This is a genomic window from Microbacterium cucumeris (assembly GCF_058349845.2).
In genome coordinates this window covers 1,087,930-1,108,871 of record NZ_JBYRIZ020000001.1, presented here as the reverse complement: position 1 = coordinate 1,108,871, position 20,942 = coordinate 1,087,930, and the positions used below count along the sequence as shown (strand labels likewise).

Genomic DNA, 20,942 nt, shown 5'->3' with positions numbered 1-20,942 from the left:
CGAGGTCGTAGGGTGGGGGAGTGCTCGATCTGATCGACGGCCCGACGAACGCCGGCCTCCGCGCCTGGGAGGATCCGGCGCGGTGGTGGCCGCGGCTCACCGCCGCCACCGCGCACCTGCCCGCTCCGGTCGCTGTGATCGACCTGGACGCGCTCAGGCACAACGCCATGGACCTGCTGGTGCGGGCGGGCGGCATCCCGATCCGCGTGGCCTCGAAGTCCGTGCGCGTGCGCGCCGTGCTCGACGCGGTGCTGAGGATCCCCGGCTACCGGGGCATCCTCGCGTTCACACTCGCCGAAGCTCTGTGGCTGGCAGAGACGCATGATGACGTCGTGGTCGGGTATCCCACGGTCGACCGGGCGAGCCTCGCCCGGCTCGCGGCGGATGAGCAGGCGGCATCGCGCGTCACCCTCATGGTCGACGACCCCGCCCATCTGGATCTCGTGGACGCGGTCGCCGCTCCGGGGCGCCGCCCGGAGATCCGTGTGGCGATCGATGCCGACGCGTCCTGGCGTTCAGCCGCGCTGGGGCACATCGGGGTGCGCCGCTCGCCGCTGTTCACCGCCTCGGATGTCGCGCGCTTCGCCCGCACGATCGTCCGACGCGACGGATTCCGCCTGGTCGGGCTGCAGATGTACGAGGCGCAGATCGCCGGGCAGGGCGACGACGCTGGGCCGGACGCTCCGATCATCCGCTTCGCGCAGGCGCGGTCGCGGGAGGACCTGCTGCGCCGCCGTGCCGAGATCGCGACGGCGCTCAGCGACATCGCCCCCCTGGAGTTCCTCAACGGCGGAGGCACCGGATCGCTCGAGTTCACCGGCAGCGACGAAGCCGTCACCGAGGCGACCGCCGGCAGCGGCCTGCTGGGCGGGCACCTGTTCGACGGGTACCGCTCCTTCCAGCCGGCCCCGGCCTCCGCGTTCGCCTTCGACGTCGTCCGCCGCCCCTCGGCCGACATCGCCACCGTCCTCGGCGGAGGCTGGATCGCCTCGGGTCCCGCCGTCGTATCCCGGCAGCCGCGGCCGGTGTGGCCGGCCGGGCTGCGCACGCTGCCGCGTGAGGCCGCCGGTGAGGTGCAGACTCCCGTGCAGGGGCGCGCCGCGGCCGGCCTGGACATCGGCGACCGGGTCTGGTTCCGGCATGCGAAGAGCGGGGAGCCCGCCGAGCGCATCGAGGCCTACCATCTCGTCGACGGCGACGCGGTCGCGGACGAGCTGCTCACGTACCGCGGCGAGGGAAAGGCGTTCCTGTGACACGACTCGGCGGCAGCTGGCAGAACTGGGCGCGCTCTGCGTCCGTCGATCCGGTCCGCGTCGAACGGCCCCGTACCCCGGAAGGGGTGCAGCGCGCCGTGCAGGCCGCGGCGGCGCAGAGCCTTCAGGTCAAGGCGGTCGGGGCCGGCCACAGCTTCACCGGCATCGCCGTCGCGCCCGGGGTCCTGCTGGACCTCAGCGACCTGCACGGTCTCGTGTCCGCGGATGCTGCGACGGGGAGGGCGACGTTCCTCGCAGGCACGCGACTGCACCGCATCCCCGCCCTGCTCGCGCCCTTCGGCCTCGCCATGGAGAATCTCGGCGACATCGACCGGCAGTCGCTTTCGGGGGCGATCTCGACCGGAACGCACGGCACCGGAGCACGATTCGGCGGGATCGCGACTCAGGTCGTCGGCGCCGTCCTTATCACGTCGGCGGGGGAGTTCCTCCGCGTGGACGAGCACGAGAACGCCGACCTGCTGCCCGCTGTCGCGCTGGGCCTGGGCGCCCTCGGCATCCTGGTCGAGGTCACGCTGCAGTGCGTGCCGGCGTTCGTGCTCCGCGCCGTCGACGAACCCGCTCCACTCGAGGACGTCCTGGCCACCCTGCCGGAACGCGTCCAGGCCCACGACCACTTCGAGTTCTACTGGTTCCCGCACACCCAGGTCGCGCTCACGAAACGGCAGGATCGCCTTCCCGAATCCACCCGGCGCGAGCCGCTGCCCGTCCTCGGGCGGTGGATCGACGAGACCCTCCTGTCGAACACCGTCTACCGTGCGGTCTGCGGACTGGGTCGTGCCGTCCCGGCGATCACCCCGCCGTTCAACCGCCTGGCCGTCCGGCTGACGGGCGACCGCGCGTACACCGATCGCTCCCACCGCGTGTTCACGCAGAGCCGCCGCGTGCGGTTCCGCGAGATGGAGTACGCGCTGCCGGCCGAGAATGTGGTGCCGGCATTCCGCGCCGTGCGCGAGACGATCGCGCGGCGCGGCTGGACGATCGAGTTCCCCATCGAGGTGCGTTTCGCCGCCGCGGACGATCTGTGGCTCTCCACGGCGCACGGCCGGGACACCGGGTACATCGCCGTGCATCGCTACTGGCGTGCCGATCCGACGGAGTACTTCAACGCGATCGAGCAGATCATGCTGGAGCACGGCGGTCGCCCGCACTGGGGCAAGCTGCACACGCTCGACGCGGATCGGCTCCGTGAGCTCTACCCGCGTTTCGACGACTTCCGGGCCGTGCGCGACCGGCTCGACCCCGATCGGCTGTTCGGAAACCGGCACCTCCGGCGCGTGCTCGGCGACTGAGCGTCGTCCAGTCGCCACGCAGGCAGCGCGACTAGGATGAAGGAAATCTGCGGAAGGGGTGGCCTCCCATGTGGGAATGGCTCGTGCCGGTACTGATCGTCGTCGCTGTCATCGTGATCATCGGCGTCTACCTGTGGGCGACCTACAATTCCCTCGTCCAGCTGAACGTCCGCGTGGACGAGGCATGGAGCGGCATCACGGTCCAGCTCAAGCGCCGGGCCGATCTCATCCCGAACCTCATCGAGTCCGTCAAGGGCTACGCCTCGCACGAGAAGGCGGTCTTCGAGAACGTCACGCGTGCCCGAGCCGAGACGCTGTCGGCGTCGAGCCCCGGTGAGGCCGGGATCGCCGAGGGGCACCTGCAGCAGGCGCTGAAGAGCCTGTTCGCCGTCGCTGAGGCCTACCCGCAGCTGCAGGCCAGCCAGAACTTCCTCCAGCTCCAGCATTCGCTCGTCGACACCGAGGACAAGATCCAGGCGGCTCGGCGCTTCTACAACGGCGGCGTGCGCGAGCTGAACACCAAGATCAAGGTCTTCCCGAACAACCTCTTCGCCCGCGGACTCGGATTCACCGAACGCGAGTTCTTCGAGGTCGCCGACGGCACCACGATCTCCGAGCCCCCGCGCGTCCAGTTTTGACACGAGAAGCCTCAATGCGCCGCAGGCGCGTTGAGGCTTCTGCGTGTCAAGGTTGAGCGAGCGCAGCGAGTCGAAACCTGTTCGGGGCTCAATGCGCCGCAGGCGCGTTGAGGCTTCTGCGTGTCAAGGTTGAGCGAGCGCAACGAGTCGAGACCCGATCACGGGTCACTCCCGTTCATGCTCGTGCCGGTCCGACACGACCCCACCGATCGCCGCGAGGGCGTCGGCCACCGCATCCGTCGCGTCGCCCCACCGTGACACGGTGATCCGCTCCAGCTGTTGCCAGGAGGCTGCGCGCACGAGTTCCTCGGCGATCGCGGCAGCGTCCTCCGGACGCGACGCCGGCTCCCACCAGGCGGACTGGACCCGCAGCGTCGACGACGCCCGATCGGCCTTGAGATCGACGCGCGCCGCGATCCGATCGCCCACCAGAACCGGAAGAGAGTAATAGCCGTAGCGCCGCTTGTGCGCCGGCACGTAGATCTCGATCCGATAGTCGAGCTCGAACGCGCGCAGTGCCCGGTCGCGGAACCACACCACCGGATCGAACGGCGTCAGAAGGGTCGTCGCGTCGACGCGGCGCGGCAGCACGGCATCCCGATGCCGGAAGGCCGGGAGGGGGCGCCCGGCGCGCTCCCACCCGCGGACCCGGACGGGCTCGAGCTCCCCGGCGTCCACCAGGTCGGCGATCGCCTGTCGGACGCCCGGACGATCGCGCAGGCGGTGGTAGTCCGCCAGGTCCGACTCCGTCGCGACGCCGGACGACCGGGCGGCGCGCCGGACCAGCTCCCGGAACGCGTCCTCGCGGGGGATCCGCCGACTCCGCACCTCGGCGGGGATGACCTGCTCGGCGAGGGCGTAGCGCCGCTCGAAACCGCGCCGGCCGCTGATCGCCACGTCGCCGGTGCGCCACAGGTGCTCCAGCGCCAGCTTCACCTCGTCCCAGTCCCACCAGGTCCCGCGTTCGCGCGGGGCGTCTTCGCGCAGGTCGGCGGGACGCAGCGGCCCGCGCACGCGGAGCTCGTCCTTCACCCAGGCGACCGTTCGCTGGTTGCTGTTCAGCCACGAGTCGGGATCGTCCGCCCATCGCCTCCGGAAGTCCTCCATCCGGAAGCCCCACAGCGCCCAGTCGGATGCCGGGACGAACGTCGCCTCGTGGGCGAGGTACTCGACGTAATGGGTCGCCCGGGAATGGAAGATGCGCTCGAACAGGGCGGGATCGTAGGCGCCGAGACGCGAGTAGAGCGGCAGATGGTGCGAGCGGACGAACACGTTCACGGAGTCGATCTGCAGCACGCCCATGTGCTCCATGGCGCGGTGCACGTGACGGGCCGTGACGGTCGCCGGACGTCGACGGGTGAAGCCCTGGGCCGCGAGCGCCATGCGTCGCGCCTGTGCGGCGCTGAGAGTGTCTGACACGAACGTCAGCGTAGCGTCGGGCGCCGACATCCCCCGGCGTAGACTGACGGGATGACGGACGAGAAGCGCCCCCGCAAGCGGGACCTTCTGTGGGGCGGCATGCCCACCGAGCGCACCGTCCGCACCGACATCGACCACGCGGTGCCGTTCGCGCTGCGCGTCACCGCCGGATACGCCTGGCGCCTGCTGCTCATCGCGGCCGCCGCCGGCGTCGTGATCTGGGTGGTCATGCAGCTCAAGCTGCTCGTGATCCCGCTTCTCATCGCCATCCTCGTCACCGCGCTGCTGTCACCGGGCGTCGGATGGATGCTGCGCAGGGGCGTGCCGCGGTGGCTCGCGATCGTGATCGCGCTGATCGCGACGCTCGCGATCGTCACGGGCCTCGTCTGGCTGATCGTGTGGCAGGTGTCCCGGCAGTGGGGCGAGGTCCGCGACAGCACCGTGACCGCCGTCGAGCAGTTCCGCCAGTACCTCATCGACGGTCCGCTGCACCTGTCCGCAGAGCAGATCCAGGACTATCTGGACCAGGCCTTCGTCTTCCTGCAGCAGCAGGTCGACCTGCTGTGGTCCGGCGCTCTCGCGATCGGCACGACCGCCGGCCACGTCGTCACCGGTGCCGTGCTGGCCCTGTTCATCCTCATCTGCCTGCTGGCGGACGGAGCGGGCATCTGGCGCTGGACCCTGAAGCTGTTCCCCCGCAACGCCAGGGCGGCCACGGGAGCCGCCGCGAGCAACGGCTGGAACACCGTCGTCAACTACGCCAGGACGCAGCTGCTCGTGGCGACGATCGACGCCGTCGGCATCGGACTGGGCGCGTTCCTGCTCGGCGTTCCGCTCGCGATCCCGGTGGCGGTCCTCGTCTTCCTCGGGGCGTTCGTCCCGATCGTCGGAGCGGTCGTCACCGGCGCGGTCGCCGTGTTCCTCGCGCTGGTGTACAACGGCCCGTGGATCGCGTTCTGGATGCTCGTGGTCGTGCTGGGCGTCCAGCAGGTCGAGGGGCACATCCTGCAGCCCATCCTGATGGGCTCGGCGGTGAAGGTGCATCCGCTGGCGGTCGTCCTCGTCGTCGCGGGCGGCACGATGATCGCCGGCATCCCCGGCGCCCTGTTCGCCGTGCCGCTGGCCGCGTTCGTCAACGTCGTCGCGGTGACCTTGAGCAGCGGATCCTGGCGCACCGGCGACCATCCGCACGGAGACCTGATCTGGAGTACAGTGCCGCGCGAGCGGCGACGGAGGATTCAATGAGCACAGCCCCCAGCCTGGCCGAGTTCGAAGAGGCCGCGCGGGGCCTGGCGGGTGTGATCTCCCACACCCCGACCATGCCCTCGCGTGCCCTGTCCGATGCGTTCGGTGCCCCCGTGCTGCTGAAGATGGAGAACCTGCAGCGCACCGGATCCTTCAAGATCCGCGGCGCCGCGCACCGGCTCTCGCGTCTGACGCCGGAGGAACGGGCGCGCGGCGTGGTCGCGGCGTCCGCGGGCAACCACGCCCAGGGCGTCGCCCTCGCGGCGCAGGCGCTGGGGATCCCCGCGACGATCTTCATGCCGCTCGGCGTGCCGGTGCCGAAGCTCCTCGCGACACGGGGATACGGCGCCGAGGTCGTGCTGGAGGGCGAGACCGTCGCCACGTCGCTGCGCCTGGCGGCCGAGTTCGCCGAGCGCACCGGGGCCGTGATGATCCACCCGTTCGACCATCGCGACGTCGTGATCGGGCAGGGCACGCTCGGGCTCGAGCTGCTCGAGGACGCTCCGGACGTCGACACCGTTCTCGTGGGCATCGGCGGGGGAGGGCTGATCGCCGGGATCGCCTCGGCGATCGCGGCGAAGACCGCCGAGAGCGGACGCCGGGTGCGCATCATCGGCGTGCAGGCCGAGAACGCCGCCGCCACCGTCGCGTCGCTCGACGCCGGCCACCGCGTCGCGATCGAGACGCGTCCCACGATCGCCGACGGGATCCTCGTCGCCGAGCCGGGTGCCGTGCCGTTCGAGATCATCCAGGATCTCGTCGACGAGGTCGTCACGGTCAGCGACGACGACATCGCCCGCGCGCTGCTGGTGCTGCTGGAGCACTCCAAGGTCGTCGTGGAGCCCGCGGGAGCGGTCGGAGTCGCGGCGATCCTGGCCGGCAAGATCGCCCCGACCGGCACCACGATGGCGGTGCTGTCCGGCGGGAACATCGATCCGCTGCTGCTGCAGCGCGTCGTGGCGCACGGGCTCGCGGCATCCGGACGGTACCTGACGATCCGCATCCCGCTGCCGGATCGACCGGGTCAGCTGGCACGCGTGTCGGAGCTCGTCTCGCAGGCCGGCGCCAACGTCATGGAGGTGCTGCACACGCGCCACGGTCAGGGGCTGCAGATCAGCGACGTGATCCTGCAGCTGAGCATCGAGACCCGCGGAGCGGAGCACACCGAGCTCACGCTCGACACGCTCCGCCGCGCGGGCTACGATCCGATCGTCGTCCCGGACTAGATCCGCGCCCGCTCGAGACAGCGCTTCGCGCCGCCCCGCGCCTCCCGGGAGCGGGCCCCGGCCGAATCGACCGGAGCCGGGACGATCAGCCCGCGTACGTCTCCACGGCCGTGATCTCCACGGTGATCGCGCGGCCGTTGGGCGCCTCGTAACTGGTCTTCTCTCCGACCTTGAGGCCGAGGATCGCCTGACCGAGGGGGCTCGCCTCGCTGTACACGTCGAGGTCGCTGCCGGCCGCGATCTCGCGGCTGCCGAGGAGGAAGACCTCTTCGCCGCCGGCCACGACGGCCGTGACGACGGTGCCCGGCTCGACGATCCCGCGGCTGGCGGGCGCCTCGCCGACCTTAGCGGTCTTCAGCAGCTGCTCGAGCGTGCGGATGCGCGCCTCCTGCTTGCCCTGCTCGTCCTTGGCCGCGTGATAGCCGCCGTTCTCCTTGAGGTCGCCCTCTTCGCGCGCGGCCTCGATGCGCTTCGCGATCTCGTCGCGACCCGTCGTGGACAGGTGCTCGAGTTCGGCGACGAGCCGGTCGTAGGCCTCCTGAGTGAGGAACGGGACCTGAGCGTCTGTGGACACAGCGTGCTCCTTTGTTCGACGCCCTTCAGGGCGGGGATATGCCAAGACGCCCCGGCGATCGGGCCGGGGCGTCAGTTGTCTGAGGCGATTCTATGCGACCCAGCAGGAGTTGACCAAACCGGTGGTCGCCTCGGCCACCGTGGGCACCCGTTCCGTGAACGCCCGGGAGTGCTCGTCGGAGGCCGGGATCTCGACGATGCTCCAGCCGACGACGCCGAACTCCTCGTCAAGCGCCTCGACGGCGCACGCGATGTCCTTCCCGGCCACCCCGCTCACCTGGAAGCGCACCTCGACGGAGTACTGGTCGGTCACCTCGAAGCCCAGATCGTCGGCGTCCACCGAGTTCATCGACTGCGTGATCGTCGACCACGAGAACCACCCGACCACGGCGACCGCCAGCACGATCCCGACGATCCAGGGGAGCCGGCGCCGACGCGTGCGTCCGTAACGGTCATCGAGTTCCTGGGCGGTCGTCACGGGGAGGGTCTTTCGGTCGTTAGGCTGGTCCTTACAGGTTATGCGACCTGCGCAGGAAAGGCGGCCACATGCTGGTTCTGTTCGGCTCCGAGACGCCGATGCCGACTCCGACGATGACGGTGGATCCGGATGCCGTGACGCCCGGGTTCATCGGGTTCGCCGCGGTCGTGCTCCTCGTCATCGCCGTCGTGCTGCTGATCTGGGACATGAACCGCCGCGTGCGCCGGGTCCGCTACCGCGACGAGGTGCGCGCCGAGCTGGATGCCGAGGAGGCCGCCGCTCGCGCGGACGAGGCGCCGGACGATGAGAACCGGCACGACGACCGGCGGGCGGACGACGACCGCAGCTGAGCGCGCCCGGCTCAGTGCATCGTCATCCCGCCGGTGACGTTGATGCCCTGACCCGTCATGTAGCCGGCCAGATCGCTGGCGAGGAACAGAGCGACCCCCGCGACGTCCTGCGGCGTCCCCGTGCGCCCCAGCGGCACCTGGGAGCGGTCCTCGGCGGCGACCTCCTCCGCGGTCATCCCGCGGATCGCACCGCCCTCGATGCGCTCGCGGTGCTTCATCGGCGTCTCGATGATGCCGGGGCAGATCGCGTTGACGGTGATGCCTCGTGGTGCGAGCTCGGTGGCCATGGTCTTCGTCACCCCGAGCACGGCGTGCTTCGAGGCGACGTAGGCCGTCATGCCGCGGTAGCCGTTCTTGCCCGCCTGGCTGGAGATGAACACGATCCGGCCCGTGCGGCCGGCCTCGACGAGTCGCTTCGCGACGTGCTTGGCGACCAGGAACGAGCCCTTGGCGTTGACGTCGAGGTTCAGGTCCCACTGCGCCGAGGTCGTCTCCGTCGCGAAGCCGAGCGTCGAGGTCCCGGCGGCGGTGACAACCGTGTCGACGAGGCCGATCGTCTCGGCGATCTGCGAGACGGCGGCGTCGACGGCATCCTCATCGCTGACGTCCAGCCGGATCGTCCATGACCTCTCCCCGGCGGCGCGAAGACCGTCCGGGAAGGAGAGGTCGGCGCTGACGACCGTGGACCCCTCGCCGAGGAAGGCCTCCACGATCCCCGCCCCGATCCCGCTGGCCCCGCCCGTGACGAGGACGACGCGATCGCGCAGCTCGTCGAACACTCAGACCCCCACGCGCTCGAACGCGTCCAGGCTGATGCCCTCGTCGAGGATGCGCCGGGACCACTCGCGGGCCGAGTGCAGGCTGTGGTCGCGGTAGTTGCCGCATTCCACCGCGGAGACACCGGGAACATCCGGCCACTCGGCCTGCTCCGCGATGAACGTCAGGCCGGTCTTCACGGCGGCGACGACGTCCGCCACGGAAGGCTCGCCCCACGTGATGAGGTGGAAGCCGGTGCGGCAGCCGAACGGGGAGATGTCGATGACGCCGTCGAGGTGGTCGCGCAGCACGCTCGCGAGCAGGTGCTCGATCGTGTGCAGGCCTGCGGTGGGGATCTCGCCCTCGTTGGGCTGCACGAAGCGCACGTCGAAATTCGAGATCGCGTCTCCCTTCGGGCCGCGCTCGGTGGCGATGAGGCGCACGTAGGGCGCGTGGACGGCGGTGTGATCGAGCGTGAAGCTCTCGACTTCGGCCATGGGTTCTCCTCAGACGGGTTTCGGTGTTGCGGTGAGTGTACGTCGCGCGGCGGCGAGACGTGCGACGAGGTCGGCGAGGCGGGGGAGAGGGTGCACGAGGGCGAGACGGATGCGTCCGCGACCGCGCTCGCCGAATCCGCTCCCCGGGGCCACGGCGACGCCGTGGTGCGCGAGCAGATGCGCGGCGACCTCGACGTCATCGCCTCCGACGCGGATCCAGATGAAGAACGTCCCGTCCGACGGCGCGACGTCCCATCCCTGCTGCCGGAGCCCGTCGACGACGAGGTCCCGCCGCGCGCGATACGTGTCCACGAGGGCCTCGGCGGCGCTCTGGTCCCCGGCGAGGGCGGCGGCTGCGGCATCCTGTGTCGCTCCGAAGATCGTGCTGAACGCATGTGCCTGGTAGGCCCTCATCGCCGCGATGAGATCGGGCGCTCCCGCGGCGTATCCGATTCGCCAGCCGGCCATGTTGTAGGTCTTGGACAGGGTCGAGACCTCGACCGTGCGCTCGGCATCCACCGTCAGCGCCGAAAGCGGGCGCGCGGAGAACCCCAGCGACGAGTAGGCGAAGTCGTTGACGAACGCGGCGCCCAGCCTGGTGCTCTCCGCGACCGCGCGCTCGAAGGTCGTGCGCGTCGCGACGGCTCCGGTGGGGTTGTGCGGATAGTTCAGGAGGAGGACGGCGGCGCGATCGAGCGTCGCGAGGGATGCGAAGTCCGGCTGATGCCCGAGTGCCGAGGGCAGCGGAACCGGATGCGGGCGAGCGCCGGCGAAGCCCGCTGCTCCGCGGTAGGCGGGATAGCCGGGGTCCGGGACGACCACGACGTCCCCGGGATCCGCCAGGGAGAGCACGGCGGCCATCAGGCCTTCGTGCGAGCCATGAAACGCGGCCACCTGCACGTCGGGGTCGAGATCGACGCCGTGATCCTCGCGGTACCGCTTCGCGATCGCCTCGGCGAGGGCCGGCCGCACGGCGTAGGCGGGATAACCGTGATTGCCCGCGTCGGACACCGCGGCGCGCATCGATGCCACGATGGCGTCGGGCGTCGGAAGGTCCGGGTCGCCCTTGGACACGTCGATCACGTCCACACCGCGCGCCCTCGCGTCGGCGACCGCGCGATCCAGCGAGCCGAAGAAGTTCTCGGGCAGCGCGCGGACGCGGGCCGCCGGACGGATGCCGGTGCTCATCGACGGCGCAGCCTGCGCGCAGTCCGCGTGCCGATGAGCTGGATGAGCTGGACGATCACCACGAGCGCGATGACGGTGATCAGCATCGTGAAGCCGTCGAAGCGCTGATAGCCGTAGCTGATCGCGAGGTCGCCGATGCCGCCCGCACCCACCGTGCCCGCCATCGCGGTGGCGTCGAGGAGGCCGATGGTCGCCGTCGTCAGCGCCAGGACGAGAGAGCCGCGCGCCTCGGGCAGCAGGAACCGGGTGAAGATCTGGACCGGTGTCGCCCCCATCGCCTTCGCGGCCTCGACGATGCCCTCAGGGACGTCGAGCAGCGAGTTCTCCACGAGTCGCGCGATGTACGGCGCCACCATGATCGTCAGCGGGACGAGCGCGCCGTTCACGCCGATCGACGTGCCGGCGACGAGCCTGGTGAACGGCAGGATCGCCACCAGCAGGATGATGAACGGCAGCGATCGGACGATGTTGATGAACAGGTTCAGCACGAAGGACACGACGCGGTTGGGGAGGACTCCTCCCGGGCGTACGACCACCACAGCGATGCCGAGCAGGATGCCGAGGATCGAGCCGAGGAACAGCGCGACGCCGAGCATGTAGAGGGTCTCGCCGAGCGCCTCGAGGAACAGCTCGGGCGTCATGAGCGTGTCGATCACAGCACGACCTCCTCGAGTCCGACCACGCGCTCTGCGAGGTGCGCGAACGCCTCCTCCTGCTGCCTTGGTGAGCCCTCGACCTGGATGATCATGTGGCCCACCGTGCGGTCCTGGATGTCGGTCATGTCGGCGTGCAGGATGTTCACCTGCAGGCCGAACTCGCTGATCAGGGTCCCCACGATCGGCGTCGTCACCTCGTCGTCGAGGAAGCGCAGCCGCCAGAGCGGATGCCCTCCGACCGCGCGACGGACGCGTTCCGGCAGCTCCTGCGGGATCACCGTGCTCACGAAGGCCTGCGCGATGGGCGTGCGCGGCTGGAGGAAGACGTCCATCACCGAGCCCTGCTCGACCACGCGTCCTTCCGACATGACGGCGACCGAGTGACACAGATCCTTGATGACGTCCATCTCGTGCGTGACGACGAAGATCGTCGTGCCGTACTCGTGGTTGACGCGACGCAGCAGGTCGATGATCTGCTGCGTCGTGGAGGGGTCCAGCGCGCTGGTCGCCTCATCGCACAGGAGGACGGCGGGGTTGCGGACGATCGCCCGCGCGATGCCGACCCGCTGCTTCTGGCCGCCGGAGAGCTGGCCGGGATACGCGGTCGTGCGCTCTCCGAGTCCGACGAACTCGAGGGCCTCGACGGCCCGAGCATGCGCCTCTCGGCGTCCGACGCCGTCCAGGCGCAGCGGAAGGGCGACGTTCTCGAGCACCGTGATCGTCTCCAGCAGCTGGAACTGCTGGAAGATCATGGCCGTGCGCTTGCGCGCCGAGCGCAGCTGCGCGGCCGGCAGGGACGCCAGGTCCACGCCGTCCACGTGCACGACGCCCTCGGTGGGGACCTCGAGCGCGTTGATCATCCGGATCAGCGTGCTCTTTCCCGCGCCGCTGTGCCCGATCACACCGAAGATGTCACCGCGGGCGATCGTCAGGTCGACCCGGTCGAGGGCGATCTGGTCCGCACCGCTTCCGGGGAAGCGCCGCGTCACGGCCTCGAAGCGGACCGCGACGTCGGACGCGTGCGCTGAGCCGCCGTCCGGCATCAGTCGCCCTGGGCAGCCGGCAGGTTGTACCCGTCGTACTGCTCGTCCGCCGCGATGAACTCGGCGAACTCGTCCGATTCGTAGGCGGCCTTGATCGCCTGCGCCCACTCCGCGTCGACGTTCTGCTCGTCGACCGTGACGATGACCGAGAACTCGTCGGTCAGGTCCTCGAGGGCAAGCGCATCGGTGAGCACGAGGCCGCCGGAGACGATGAAGTTCCCCTGGATCACGCTGTAGTCGACGTCCTGGAGTGCGGCGACCTGCTGCGCGTTCTCCATCTCGACGAACTGGATGTCGTGCGGGTTGTCGACCACGTCCTGCAGCGACGCGGTCGCCGGGTCGATCGTGTCGGAGAGGGTGATGAGGTCGAGCCCCTCCAGGACCTTGAGCGCGCGGTACTGATTGGACGGCTGGTTCGGAACGGCGATCGAGGACCCCGTGCCCAGGTCGTCCAGCGAGTCCTTCTTGCCGCCGAACAGGCCCATGGGAGGAGTCGGCACCTGCACGAGAGCCGCGTTCGACAGGCCCTCCTGGGCGTTGATGGCGTCCATGTAGACGGTGTGCTGCATGATGTTGGCATCGATCTCGCCGTCGCTGAGCGCGACGTTGACGATCACGCCGTCGGTGAAGTCCGCCGTCTCGATGGTGTAGCCCTCGGCCTCGAGGATGGGCTGGATTCCGCCCTGGAACATCTCGAGGTAGGGCCCGGGGTTGAAGCCGATCGTGATGGTCGTGTCGTCGCCCGAGTCGCTGCCGGCGCTCTCCGCGGGCGTCGATGCACAGCCGGCGAGGAGGGCGGCGGCCGCCACGGAGGTTGCGAGGGCGAGGAGACGAGTGGGACGGCGCATCACGGAGACCTCCGGGAGAGGGGCGGGAAGGGTGTTCCTCGACGTTATCCGCGCCCCTGTCCGGACAGCGCATCGTGTTACGTCGCGTGTCCGTCCGCGGCTCAGCCCGGGAGCCCGAGCGAGGGGGAGTAGGGCTGCAGCGCGATGAGCAGGCAGGCCGTCCAGTGGCACAGGAACGCCAGCACGGTGCAGACGTGGAAGATCTCGTGGAATCCGAAATGTCCTGGCCAGGGGTTCGGCTTCTTCAGCGCATAGACGACCGCGCCGCCGGTGTAGAGCAGGCCTCCGACGATCACGAGGATCATCATGGCGAGGTTCGCCTGCAGCAGGTCGCCGATGTACATCACGGCGGCCCAGCCGAGCAGCAGGTACAGAGCGACGTAGAGCCACCGGGGCGCGTTGATCCAGAACACCCGGAACAGGATGCCGAGCAGGGCTCCGCTCCAGACCAGGACGAGGAGGAGGACGCCCTTCTGCGGCTCGAGGGCCAGGGTCGCGATCGGAGTGTACGTTCCGGCGATCAGCAGGAGGATGTTGGCGTGGTCGATGCGCTTGAGCACGATCTTCGTCCGCGGACCCCAGTTGAACCGGTGGTAGACCGCGGAGTTGCCGAACAGCAGCAGCGAGGTCGCCATGAAGACCGCGGCGGACCACTTCGCCGGAGCGCCCTGGGCCAGCACGATGAGCACGACACCCGCGGCGATCGCGACCGGGAACGTGCCCGCGTGGATCCAGCCCCGCCAGGAGGGCTTGATCTCGACGTTCGCGTCGACGGCCGCCGCATCGAGCAGCGGCAGCTGGGGGACGTCAGGGGTCTTGGCTGCGCGTCGGCTCACGTGCTCACTCTAGGACGCGGCGCATTCCGTCGGCAGTACATATCCTGGGTGATCGCACAGCACGCGCTGAGTGGCCGCACGGTAGCGTAGGCACGTGAACGCACGCGCGAGCGAAGGCCGGGGGCCGCTGTACCGGCTCTACGGCCGGCGGCTGCGCCGACAGCTGGAGTCCGCTCCGGTTCCCCATCACGTCGCCATGATGATCGACGGCAACCGTCGCTGGGCGCGGCAGCTCGGACTCGGGTCCGCGGCCGAGGGGCATCGTGCCGGCGCCGCGAAGATGCGGGAGTTCCTCGGCTGGTGCGATGATCTGGGCATCCCCGTCGTCTCGCTGTACCTCCTCTCCAGCGACAACCTGCTCAAGCGCGACTCCCGCGAGATCGCCGATCTCATCGAGATCATCGCCGAGCTCGCCGACGCGCTGTCGCGGGAACCGAACTGGCGTGTCAAGCACGTCGGCCGCGCTGACATCCTCCCGGCGGAGCTCGCGCGCGTACTCGCGGATGCCGAGGAGCGCACCAGTGGCCACACCGGGCTTCATGTGAACCTCGCGGTCGGATACGGCGGGCGCAATGAGATCGTCGACGCCGTGCGCAGCATCATCGCCCACCACAACGCGTCCGGGGGGACGCTGGAGGACCTCGCGAACCAGCTGACGCCGGAGATGATCGGCGAGCACCTCTACACCACGGGGCAGCCGGACCCGGACCTCGTGATCCGCACCAGCGGAGAGCAGCGCCTCAGCGACTTCCTGCTGTGGCAGAGCGCGCACAGCGAGTTCTACTTCGTGGAGGCACTCGGGCCGGACCTGCGCGAGGTCGACTTCCTGCGGGCCATCCGCGACTATGCGGGCCGCGACCGCCGTTTCGGACGCTGATCCCCGCGCACGCAGCGCCCGTGACAGGATGAGCCGGTGAGCGCTTTCGATGATTTCCTCGCCACCTTCGACGCCGAGCCCGGATACCTGAACTGGGCCGCGAACGGTCCGCTGTCGCCCTCCGTGCGAGCCGAGGTGTTCGCCGACGCGGACCTGCTCGGCAGCGGACGTCCGTCGTCCCTCGCCCTGGTCGTCGACCGCGTCGCGCAAGCGAAGCAGACCGCCGCGGAGCTGCTCGGCGCCGACGAGGCGGAGCTGACGGTGCAGCCCTCGGCGACCTACGGCCTGATGCACGCCTTCTACGGATCAACCGGAGCGGTGATCGCCTCCCGCGCCGAGTTCCCGAGCATCGCCCTGACGCTCGAGCGGGCAGCGCAGGCGTCGCAGGACCGGCTGTCCGCCCGCTGGATCTCGCCGGAGGACGGACACGTCACTCCGGATGCCGTCGCCGAAGCCCTCGACGACGACGTCACGGCGCTCGCCGTCAGCCACGTCGACTTCCGCACGGGCTACCGTGCCGACCTCGCCGCCCTCCGAGAGGTCATCGGACCGGACCGGCTGCTCATCGTCGACGCCGTGCAGTCGTTCGGCATCGTCGAGGACGACTACGCGGTCGCGGACGTCCTCGTCGGACACGGCTACAAGTGGCTGCGGTCCGGGCGCGGAACCGGCTTCGCCCGGTTCTCACCGGCGGCGCGCGAGCGGATCGCGCCCGTGCTGTCCGGATTCGGCGGCGTGGGCGGGCCCCTGCCGGTCGACGAGCTTCCGCCGCCGGCATCCGATGCGTCGGCGTACACGGTAGGCGCCCCCGATCATCTCGCAGCCGCGCGGCTGGCCGTCGGGCTCGGCGACGTCCGCGACGCGGGCGTCGGCAACATCGAGGAGGCCGTTGCCGGGCACGTGGATGCCATCCTCGAGATCGCCGATCGCCACGGCATCCCGGTGCGCAGTCCGCGCGAACGGGCACGCCGCGCCGGCATCGTGACGCTCGCTCCGGAGCATCCGGCACCGCTGTCGGCGGCGCTCACCAACGCCGGCGTGGTCGCGACCACGCGCGGGGACGCCGTGCGCGTCTCGCCGCATGCGGGCACGACGGCCGACACGCTGCGGATGCTGGACGAGGCGATCGCGGGCATCGGTGAGGAGAAGTTCATCAGCGGTTAACGCCGCCGTCGCGTGTCGAGTCCGCTCCGCGCCCGCCGGCGGTCGTACCTTCTAGGCATCGGGCACGGTGCCCGGTCGAGTCGGCCTTCAGGTACGCGACTCGTGGCCCAGGTCGACTCGAGGCAATAGCCGGGAGACAGTCCCGGGTCGGGAGTGGGTCGTGACCACACGTACAGCGCAGCAGCAGTCCCGCAAGAGCACCGCATCGCAGCCGGAAACGGATCTGCGGACCTATGTGCTCGACACCTCGGTCCTGCTCAGCGATCCGCAGGCGTTCTTCCGCTTCGCCGAGCACTCGATCGTGCTCCCGGTGGTGGTGATCACCGAACTCGAAGGCAAGCGGCACGACCCCGAGATCGGCTACTTCGCCCGTCAGGCGCTGCGCCACCTCGACGAGCTGCGCATCGAGCACGGTCGGCTGGACTTCCCCGTGCCGATCGGTGAGGGCGGCACCCTGCGGGTGGAGCTCAACAACACCAATGGAGAAGTACTGCCCAGCGGCATCCGTCTCGGCGACAACGACAGCCGTATCCTCGCCGTCGCGATGCACCTCGCGCAGGACGGCCAGGACGTCACCATCGTCTCCAAGGACCTGCCCATGCGTGTGAAGGCCGCTTCCCTGGGACTCCAGGCGGAGGAGTACCTCGCCGAGCAGGCCGTCGACTCGGGCTGGACGGGGATCTCCACGTTGAACCTCTCGGGGGACGACATGGCCGACCTCTACGAGAGCGAGGTCGGAGCAAGCGACGAGGCCGTCGGGCTTCCCGTGAACACCGGCCTCATCATCCACTCCGAGCGCGGCTCTGCGCTCGGGCGCGTCACCAGCGACGGCGAGTACAAGCTGGTCCGCGGGGACCGCGAGATCTTCGGGATGCACGGCCGCTCCGCCGAGCAGCGCATCGCGATCGACCTGCTGCTCGACCCCGACGTGGGCATCGTCTCGCTCGGCGGACGCGCCGGAACGGGTAAGTCGGCGCTGGCGCTGTGCGCGGGACTCGAAGCCGTGCTCGAGCGGCAGCAGCAGAAGAAGATCATCGTCTTCCGGCCGCTGTTCGCCGTAGGCGGGCAGGAGCTCGGCTACCTTCCCGGCGACCAGGGCGAGAAGATGAACCCGTGGGGTCAGGCCGTGTTCGACACCCTCGGTTCGGTGGTCTCGGGCAACGTGCTGGAGGAGGTCGTGGACCGCGGCATCCTCGAGGTCCTGCCGCTCACCCACATCCGGGGGCGCTCGCTGCACGACGCCTTCGTGATCGTGGATGAGGCGCAGTCGCTGGAACGCAACGTGCTGCTGACCGTGCTCAGCCGGATGGGGCAGAACTCCCGCGTCGTGCTCACACACGACGTCGGCCAGCGCGACAATCTGCGGGTCGGACGTCACGACGGGATCGCGAGCGTGATCGAGACGCTGAAGGGGCACGACCTGTTCGGGCACGTGACGCTGACGCGCTCGGAGCGCTCTGCGATCGCCGCGCTCGTGACGGAGCTGCTGGAGGGCGGCGAGCTCAGCTGACCGCGGTCCACATCGGGGGCCGACACGCCACTTGTCGGACGTCTGCGACGTTTCTGTCCGGCATCTGGCGTGTCGGCCCCCGAAGTGGTGGCCGGCGGGTCAGCCCGGGTGCGTCATGCTCAGCAGGTCGAGCTTCTCGTCCAGCTGCTGTTCGGTCAGCTCACCGCGCTCGACGTAACCCAGGTCGATCACGGCGTCCCGGACGGTGATGCCCTTCGCGACCGCGTGCTTGGCGATCTTCGCCGCGGCCTCGTACCCGATGAGCTTGTTCAGCGGTGTCACGATCGACGGGCTCATGCCCGCGAAGGCGGCGGCGCGTTCGGTGTTGGCCTGCAGTCCGTCGATCGTCTTGTCCGCGAGGACGCGCGAGGCGTTCGCGAGCAGACGGATCGACTCCAGCAGTGCGGTACCCATGACGGGGATCGCGACGTTGAGCTCGAACGAGCCCGATGCCCCGGCCCACGCCACGGTCGCGTCGTTGCCGATCACGCGTGCGCACACCATGAGCACGGCCTCGGGGACGACCGGGTTGACCTTGCCGGGCATGATCGAGGACCCGGGCTGGAGGTCCGGGATGTGCAGCTCTCCGAGTCCGGTGTTGGGACCCGAGCCCATCCAGCGCAGGTCGTTGTTGATCTTCGTCAGCGACACGGCGATGGTGCGCAGGGCTCCGGACGTCTCGACGAGGCCGTCACGGTTCGCCTGCGCCTCGAAGTGGTCCTTGGCCTCGGTGATCGGCAGCTCGGTCTCGGCGGCGAGCAGCGCGATGACCTTCTGCGGGAAGCCGAGCGGCGTGTTGATGCCGGTTCCGACGGCGGTGCCGCCCAGCGGCACCTCGGCGACGCGGGGGAGCGCCGACTGCACGCGCTCGATGCCCAGCCGGATCTGGCGGGCGTAGCCGCCGAACTCCTGGCCGAGGGTGACCGGCGTGGCATCCATGAGGTGCGTGCGCCCGGACTTGACGGCGTCCTTCCACAGCTCGGCCTTGGCCTCGAGCGCGACGGCCAGGTGGTCGAGCGAGGGGATGAGCGTGTCGATGAGCGCCTGCGTGACCGCGATGTGCACCGAGGTCGGGAACACGTCGTTCGACGACTGCGAGGCGTTGACGTGGTCGTTCGGGTGCACCGCGGAGCCGAGGATGCCGGTGGCCAGCGTCGCGAGGACCTCGTTCATGTTCATGTTCGAGGACGTTCCGGAACCGGTCTGGTAGGTGTCGACCGGGAACTCGCCGTCGTGCGCGCCCGAGGCGACCTGGTCGGCCGCGGCCGCGATCGCATCCGCGATGCCGGGGTCAAGGGTGCCGAGCTCCTTGTTCGCGAGGGCTGCGGCCTTCTTGATCCGGGCGAGCGCCGCGATCTGAGCGGACTCGAGGCCCGTGCCGGAGATCGGGAAGTTCTCCACCGCGCGCTGCGTCTGCGCGCCGTAGAGCGCGTTCGCCGGCACGCGGACCTCGCCCATCGTGTCGTGCTCGATGCGGTACTCGGTCTGAGTCTCGGTCACTTCGATCCCTCCTGGGTTGCGGGAGCGCCTGTGCTCCCGGTGTCGATCCCCACCGTGATGACGGGCACGGCCGTGCCCTCAGCGAGGCGGTAGTTCGCGCCGACGATGCCGAGTCGTCCCTCGGCCACGGCGTCGCTGATCAGCTCCGAGGACTGCAGCAGGTTGGCGACCGTGTTGCGCAGGTGCTCGCGGCCGACCAGCTCGGCGTCGATGTCGTCGGGGGAGGAGCCGCCGTTCTCGGCGAGCACCTTGCGCGCGGCCGGGATGATCGGGGCGATGAGCTTCCAGATGTGCGGCGGGAGCGGTGCGGCGTCGATGGCCGTGCCGTCGATCGCGGCGCGCACGGCACCGCACGAGTCGTGCGCGAGCACGACGATCAGGGGGACGCGCAGCACCTCGACCGCGTACTCCAGACTGCCGACGATCGACTCGCCGATGACCTGGCCGGCGTTGCGGACCACGAACAGGTCGCCGAGGCCCTTGTCGAAGATGATCTCGGCTGCGAGACGGGAATCCGAGCATCCGAACAGGGTGGCCATCGGGCTCTGCCCCTCGGCGAGCTCATGGCGCTTCTCGACGTTCTGGTTCGGATGCCGGGGCTCATCGGCGACGAACCGCCGGTTGCCGTCCAGCATCTCCTGCCAGGCCTGGGTCGGGGTCAGCGTGGTCATTCGGCCTCCTCGAGGGTCGTGATCTGGGGACTCAGGGATTCCGCGAGCCCGGCGGTGGACTCGGGGGAGCGGGAGCCGAACAGCAGCACGTAATCGGAACCCGCCTGCGTGCCCAGGGCGTAGCTGACGTTGGCGGAGCCGCGATCGCCGATGTCGTAGACGTCCCACTCGCGGCCGTCGATGGTCACGGTCGAGGTGGAGGCGAAGCCGTCCAGCATCTGCGGCGCCCAGGAGGCGTCGGCGTCGAAGGCCTGCGCGATGCGGATGAACCCGCGCTCCTCCTCGTCCGCCGGGGCCACCGTGATGTTCCAGACGACGGTCGCGCCGCCGGTGAGCTCCGCGGCGTTCACGCGCCAGAAGTCGTCCAGCTCGGGGATGAGGGCAGGGCCGTCCATGCTGGTCTCGACGTCGGCGGCGATGGCGGCGACGTCGATGTCGTCCCGTGCGGCGGGCTCGCCGCGCGGGACGGCGAAGACGATGACGGCGACGACGCCGAGCGTCAGGATCAGCGCCGCGATCAGGTGCCGGAAGGTCTGACTGGAGCGATAGGCCTGACTGGACGCGGCCTTGCGGGTCGCCGTCTCCTCCGGCGTCTCCGGACGCCCGAGCTCTGCGACGACCGGTGCGCCGGACTTGCGGCTCACGACTCGTCCTCGTCGGATGCCGCCGCCCGCGCGGCATCCAGCCGGCGCTTCGCGCCGAGCAGCCACTCCTCGCAGCGCGCAGCGAGGGCCTCACCGCGCTCCCACAGGGCGAGTGACTGCTCCAGCGTCGGGGCGCCCTGCTCGAGCTCTGCGACGACGCGGACGAGCTCGTCCCGAGCGGCCTCGAACGACAGTGATTCCACAGGGGTGTCGATGGGGGCGGTCACGCCTCCATCCTACGTCGCCCGCGGATGCCGGCC

The 20,942-nt window shown here is 70.0% G+C and carries 23 protein-coding genes; 9 read left to right on the top strand and 14 right to left on the bottom strand.

Going from position 1 to position 20,942, the window contains the following annotated elements:
* Nucleotides 1-20 precede the first annotated feature (20 nt).
* The 3 genes from AC3RXZ_RS05460 to AC3RXZ_RS05450 all read left to right on the top strand — a co-directional run bounded on the left by AC3RXZ_RS05460 (nt 21) and on the right by AC3RXZ_RS05450 (nt 3,201).
* Nucleotides 21-1,253 carry an alanine racemase gene (locus tag AC3RXZ_RS05460; RefSeq protein WP_491493368.1) on the top strand — a complete coding sequence of 411 codons (1,233 nt, stop codon included), beginning with the start codon at nt 21-23 and terminating at the stop codon, nt 1,251-1,253.
* The gene (locus AC3RXZ_RS05455; protein ID WP_491493367.1) at nt 1,250-2,563 is read left to right on the top strand and encodes a D-arabinono-1,4-lactone oxidase; all 1,314 of its coding nucleotides are present in this window, start codon (nt 1,250-1,252) and stop codon (nt 2,561-2,563) included. Before AC3RXZ_RS05460 ends, AC3RXZ_RS05455 begins: the two co-directional genes overlap by 4 nt.
* A 68-nt stretch (nt 2,564-2,631) precedes the next feature.
* Nucleotides 2,632-3,201, top strand: a complete 570-nt coding sequence (locus AC3RXZ_RS05450) for a LemA family protein (RefSeq protein ID WP_243224706.1) — start codon at nt 2,632-2,634, stop codon at nt 3,199-3,201.
* Between the two features lie 165 nt (nt 3,202-3,366).
* On the opposite strand, the gene AC3RXZ_RS05445 is transcribed toward AC3RXZ_RS05450, so the two are convergent.
* Nucleotides 3,367-4,620 carry a winged helix-turn-helix domain-containing protein gene (locus AC3RXZ_RS05445; protein ID WP_491493366.1) on the bottom strand — a complete coding sequence of 418 codons (1,254 nt, stop codon included), beginning with the start codon at nt 4,618-4,620 and terminating at the stop codon, nt 3,367-3,369.
* A 51-nt stretch (nt 4,621-4,671) separates the two neighbouring features.
* On the opposite strand from AC3RXZ_RS05445, the gene AC3RXZ_RS05440 reads away from it, so the two are divergent.
* Together AC3RXZ_RS05440 and ilvA are read left to right on the top strand one after the other, a co-directional pair.
* Nucleotides 4,672-5,865 (top strand): AI-2E family transporter, encoded by a 1,194-nt coding sequence (locus tag AC3RXZ_RS05440; protein WP_243224708.1) that lies wholly within the window; start codon nt 4,672-4,674, stop codon nt 5,863-5,865.
* A complete protein-coding gene (gene ilvA, locus AC3RXZ_RS05435; RefSeq protein WP_491493365.1) occupies nt 5,862-7,091 on the top strand; it encodes a threonine ammonia-lyase in 1,230 nt (409 codons plus the stop codon). Before AC3RXZ_RS05440 ends, ilvA begins: the two co-directional genes overlap by 4 nt.
* Nucleotides 7,092-7,176: 85 nt before the next feature.
* On the opposite strand, the gene greA is transcribed toward ilvA, so the two are convergent.
* Both greA and AC3RXZ_RS05425 read right to left on the bottom strand, forming a co-directional pair.
* The gene (gene greA, locus AC3RXZ_RS05430; protein ID WP_243224710.1) at nt 7,177-7,665 is read right to left on the bottom strand and encodes a transcription elongation factor GreA; all 489 of its coding nucleotides are present in this window, start codon (nt 7,663-7,665) and stop codon (nt 7,177-7,179) included.
* Nucleotides 7,666-7,755: 90 nt separating this feature from the next.
* Nucleotides 7,756-8,142: a DUF4307 domain-containing protein gene (locus AC3RXZ_RS05425; RefSeq protein ID WP_243224711.1), complete on the bottom strand. Its 387-nt coding sequence runs from the start codon at nt 8,140-8,142 to the stop codon at nt 7,756-7,758.
* A gap of 68 nt (nt 8,143-8,210) precedes the next feature.
* Here AC3RXZ_RS05425 and AC3RXZ_RS05420 point away from each other — a divergent pair, with 68 nt between their 5' ends.
* Entirely contained in the window at nt 8,211-8,492 is a 282-nt protein-coding gene (locus AC3RXZ_RS05420) for a hypothetical protein (RefSeq protein WP_243224712.1), read from the top strand.
* An 11-nt stretch (nt 8,493-8,503) separates the two neighbouring features.
* Here AC3RXZ_RS05420 and AC3RXZ_RS05415 read toward each other — a convergent pair whose 3' ends face one another.
* From AC3RXZ_RS05415 to trhA, 7 genes are all read right to left on the bottom strand, one after another.
* Nucleotides 8,504-9,271, bottom strand: a complete 768-nt coding sequence (locus AC3RXZ_RS05415) for an SDR family NAD(P)-dependent oxidoreductase (RefSeq protein WP_243224713.1) — start codon at nt 9,269-9,271, stop codon at nt 8,504-8,506.
* The gene (locus AC3RXZ_RS05410; RefSeq protein WP_243224714.1) at nt 9,272-9,745 is read right to left on the bottom strand and encodes an S-ribosylhomocysteine lyase; all 474 of its coding nucleotides are present in this window, start codon (nt 9,743-9,745) and stop codon (nt 9,272-9,274) included. It abuts the gene before it with no gap.
* Nucleotides 9,746-9,754: 9 nt separating this feature from the next.
* Nucleotides 9,755-10,933, bottom strand: a complete 1,179-nt coding sequence (locus AC3RXZ_RS05405; RefSeq protein WP_491493364.1) for a pyridoxal phosphate-dependent aminotransferase — start codon at nt 10,931-10,933, stop codon at nt 9,755-9,757.
* Complete coding sequence (locus AC3RXZ_RS05400) at nt 10,930-11,589, bottom strand: methionine ABC transporter permease (protein ID WP_491493363.1); 660 nt, start codon at nt 11,587-11,589, stop codon at nt 10,930-10,932. The genes AC3RXZ_RS05405 and AC3RXZ_RS05400 overlap by 4 nt, the downstream gene beginning before the upstream one ends.
* Nucleotides 11,586-12,632: a methionine ABC transporter ATP-binding protein gene (locus AC3RXZ_RS05395; RefSeq protein ID WP_491493362.1), complete on the bottom strand. Its 1,047-nt coding sequence runs from the start codon at nt 12,630-12,632 to the stop codon at nt 11,586-11,588. Before AC3RXZ_RS05395 ends, AC3RXZ_RS05400 begins: the two co-directional genes overlap by 4 nt.
* Entirely contained in the window at nt 12,632-13,480 is an 849-nt protein-coding gene (locus AC3RXZ_RS05390) for a MetQ/NlpA family ABC transporter substrate-binding protein (RefSeq protein ID WP_243224718.1), read from the bottom strand. The genes AC3RXZ_RS05395 and AC3RXZ_RS05390 overlap by 1 nt, the downstream gene beginning before the upstream one ends.
* 101 nt (nt 13,481-13,581) lie before the next feature.
* The gene (gene trhA, locus AC3RXZ_RS05385) at nt 13,582-14,316 is read right to left on the bottom strand and encodes a PAQR family membrane homeostasis protein TrhA (RefSeq protein WP_243224719.1); all 735 of its coding nucleotides are present in this window, start codon (nt 14,314-14,316) and stop codon (nt 13,582-13,584) included.
* Nucleotides 14,317-14,410: 94 nt separating this feature from the next.
* On the opposite strand from trhA, the gene AC3RXZ_RS05380 reads away from it, so the two are divergent.
* The 3 genes from AC3RXZ_RS05380 (at nt 14,411) to phoH2 (ending at nt 17,867) form a co-directional block, all read left to right on the top strand.
* A complete protein-coding gene (locus tag AC3RXZ_RS05380) occupies nt 14,411-15,193 on the top strand; it encodes an isoprenyl transferase (protein WP_243224720.1) in 783 nt (260 codons plus the stop codon).
* A gap of 36 nt (nt 15,194-15,229) precedes the next feature.
* The gene (locus tag AC3RXZ_RS05375) at nt 15,230-16,357 is read left to right on the top strand and encodes an aminotransferase class V-fold PLP-dependent enzyme (protein WP_491493361.1); all 1,128 of its coding nucleotides are present in this window, start codon (nt 15,230-15,232) and stop codon (nt 16,355-16,357) included.
* 160 nt (nt 16,358-16,517) lie between these two features.
* Nucleotides 16,518-17,867, top strand: coding sequence for an RNA 5'-3' helicase PhoH2 (gene phoH2, locus AC3RXZ_RS05370; protein ID WP_243224722.1), 1,350 nt, complete (start codon nt 16,518-16,520; stop codon nt 17,865-17,867).
* 99 nt (nt 17,868-17,966) lie between these two features.
* Here the strand turns inward: phoH2 and AC3RXZ_RS05365 are convergent, their stop codons facing one another.
* Genes AC3RXZ_RS05365 through AC3RXZ_RS05350 form a run of 4 tightly spaced genes read right to left on the bottom strand, consistent with a single transcriptional unit; the run spans nt 17,967 to nt 20,909 of the window.
* Complete coding sequence (locus AC3RXZ_RS05365) at nt 17,967-19,367, bottom strand: class II fumarate hydratase (protein ID WP_491493360.1); 1,401 nt, start codon at nt 19,365-19,367, stop codon at nt 17,967-17,969.
* Nucleotides 19,364-20,038, bottom strand: coding sequence for a carbonic anhydrase (locus tag AC3RXZ_RS05360; RefSeq protein WP_491493359.1), 675 nt, complete (start codon nt 20,036-20,038; stop codon nt 19,364-19,366). The genes AC3RXZ_RS05365 and AC3RXZ_RS05360 overlap by 4 nt, the downstream gene beginning before the upstream one ends.
* On the bottom strand, nt 20,035-20,682 hold the full coding sequence (locus AC3RXZ_RS05355) for a DUF4245 family protein (protein ID WP_491493358.1): 648 nt from the start codon (nt 20,680-20,682) through the stop codon (nt 20,035-20,037). Before AC3RXZ_RS05355 ends, AC3RXZ_RS05360 begins: the two co-directional genes overlap by 4 nt.
* Nucleotides 20,679-20,909, bottom strand: coding sequence for an exodeoxyribonuclease VII small subunit (locus tag AC3RXZ_RS05350; RefSeq protein WP_243224725.1), 231 nt, complete (start codon nt 20,907-20,909; stop codon nt 20,679-20,681). The genes AC3RXZ_RS05355 and AC3RXZ_RS05350 overlap by 4 nt, the downstream gene beginning before the upstream one ends.
* Nucleotides 20,910-20,942: the final 33 nt, after the last annotated feature.

What these genes read in the sequence shown, in the direction of transcription:
- AC3RXZ_RS05395 (WP_491493362.1), bottom strand. Translation starts at nt 12,632, where the DNA reads ATGCCGGACGGCGGCTCAGCGCACGCGTCCGACGTCGCGGTCCGCTTC.
- AC3RXZ_RS05390 (WP_243224718.1), bottom strand. Translation starts at nt 13,480, where the DNA reads ATGCGCCGTCCCACTCGTCTCCTCGCCCTCGCAACCTCCGTGGCGGCC.
- ilvA (WP_491493365.1), top strand. Translation starts at nt 5,862, where the DNA reads ATGAGCACAGCCCCCAGCCTGGCCGAGTTCGAAGAGGCCGCGCGGGGC.
- AC3RXZ_RS05440 (WP_243224708.1), top strand. Translation starts at nt 4,672, where the DNA reads ATGACGGACGAGAAGCGCCCCCGCAAGCGGGACCTTCTGTGGGGCGGC.
- AC3RXZ_RS05420 (WP_243224712.1), top strand. Translation starts at nt 8,211, where the DNA reads ATGCTGGTTCTGTTCGGCTCCGAGACGCCGATGCCGACTCCGACGATG.
- AC3RXZ_RS05410 (WP_243224714.1), bottom strand. Translation starts at nt 9,745, where the DNA reads ATGGCCGAAGTCGAGAGCTTCACGCTCGATCACACCGCCGTCCACGCG.
- AC3RXZ_RS05360 (WP_491493359.1), bottom strand. Translation starts at nt 20,038, where the DNA reads ATGACCACGCTGACCCCGACCCAGGCCTGGCAGGAGATGCTGGACGGC.
- AC3RXZ_RS05450 (WP_243224706.1), top strand. Translation starts at nt 2,632, where the DNA reads ATGTGGGAATGGCTCGTGCCGGTACTGATCGTCGTCGCTGTCATCGTG.
- AC3RXZ_RS05405 (WP_491493364.1), bottom strand. Translation starts at nt 10,933, where the DNA reads ATGAGCACCGGCATCCGTCCGGCGGCCCGCGTCCGCGCGCTGCCCGAG.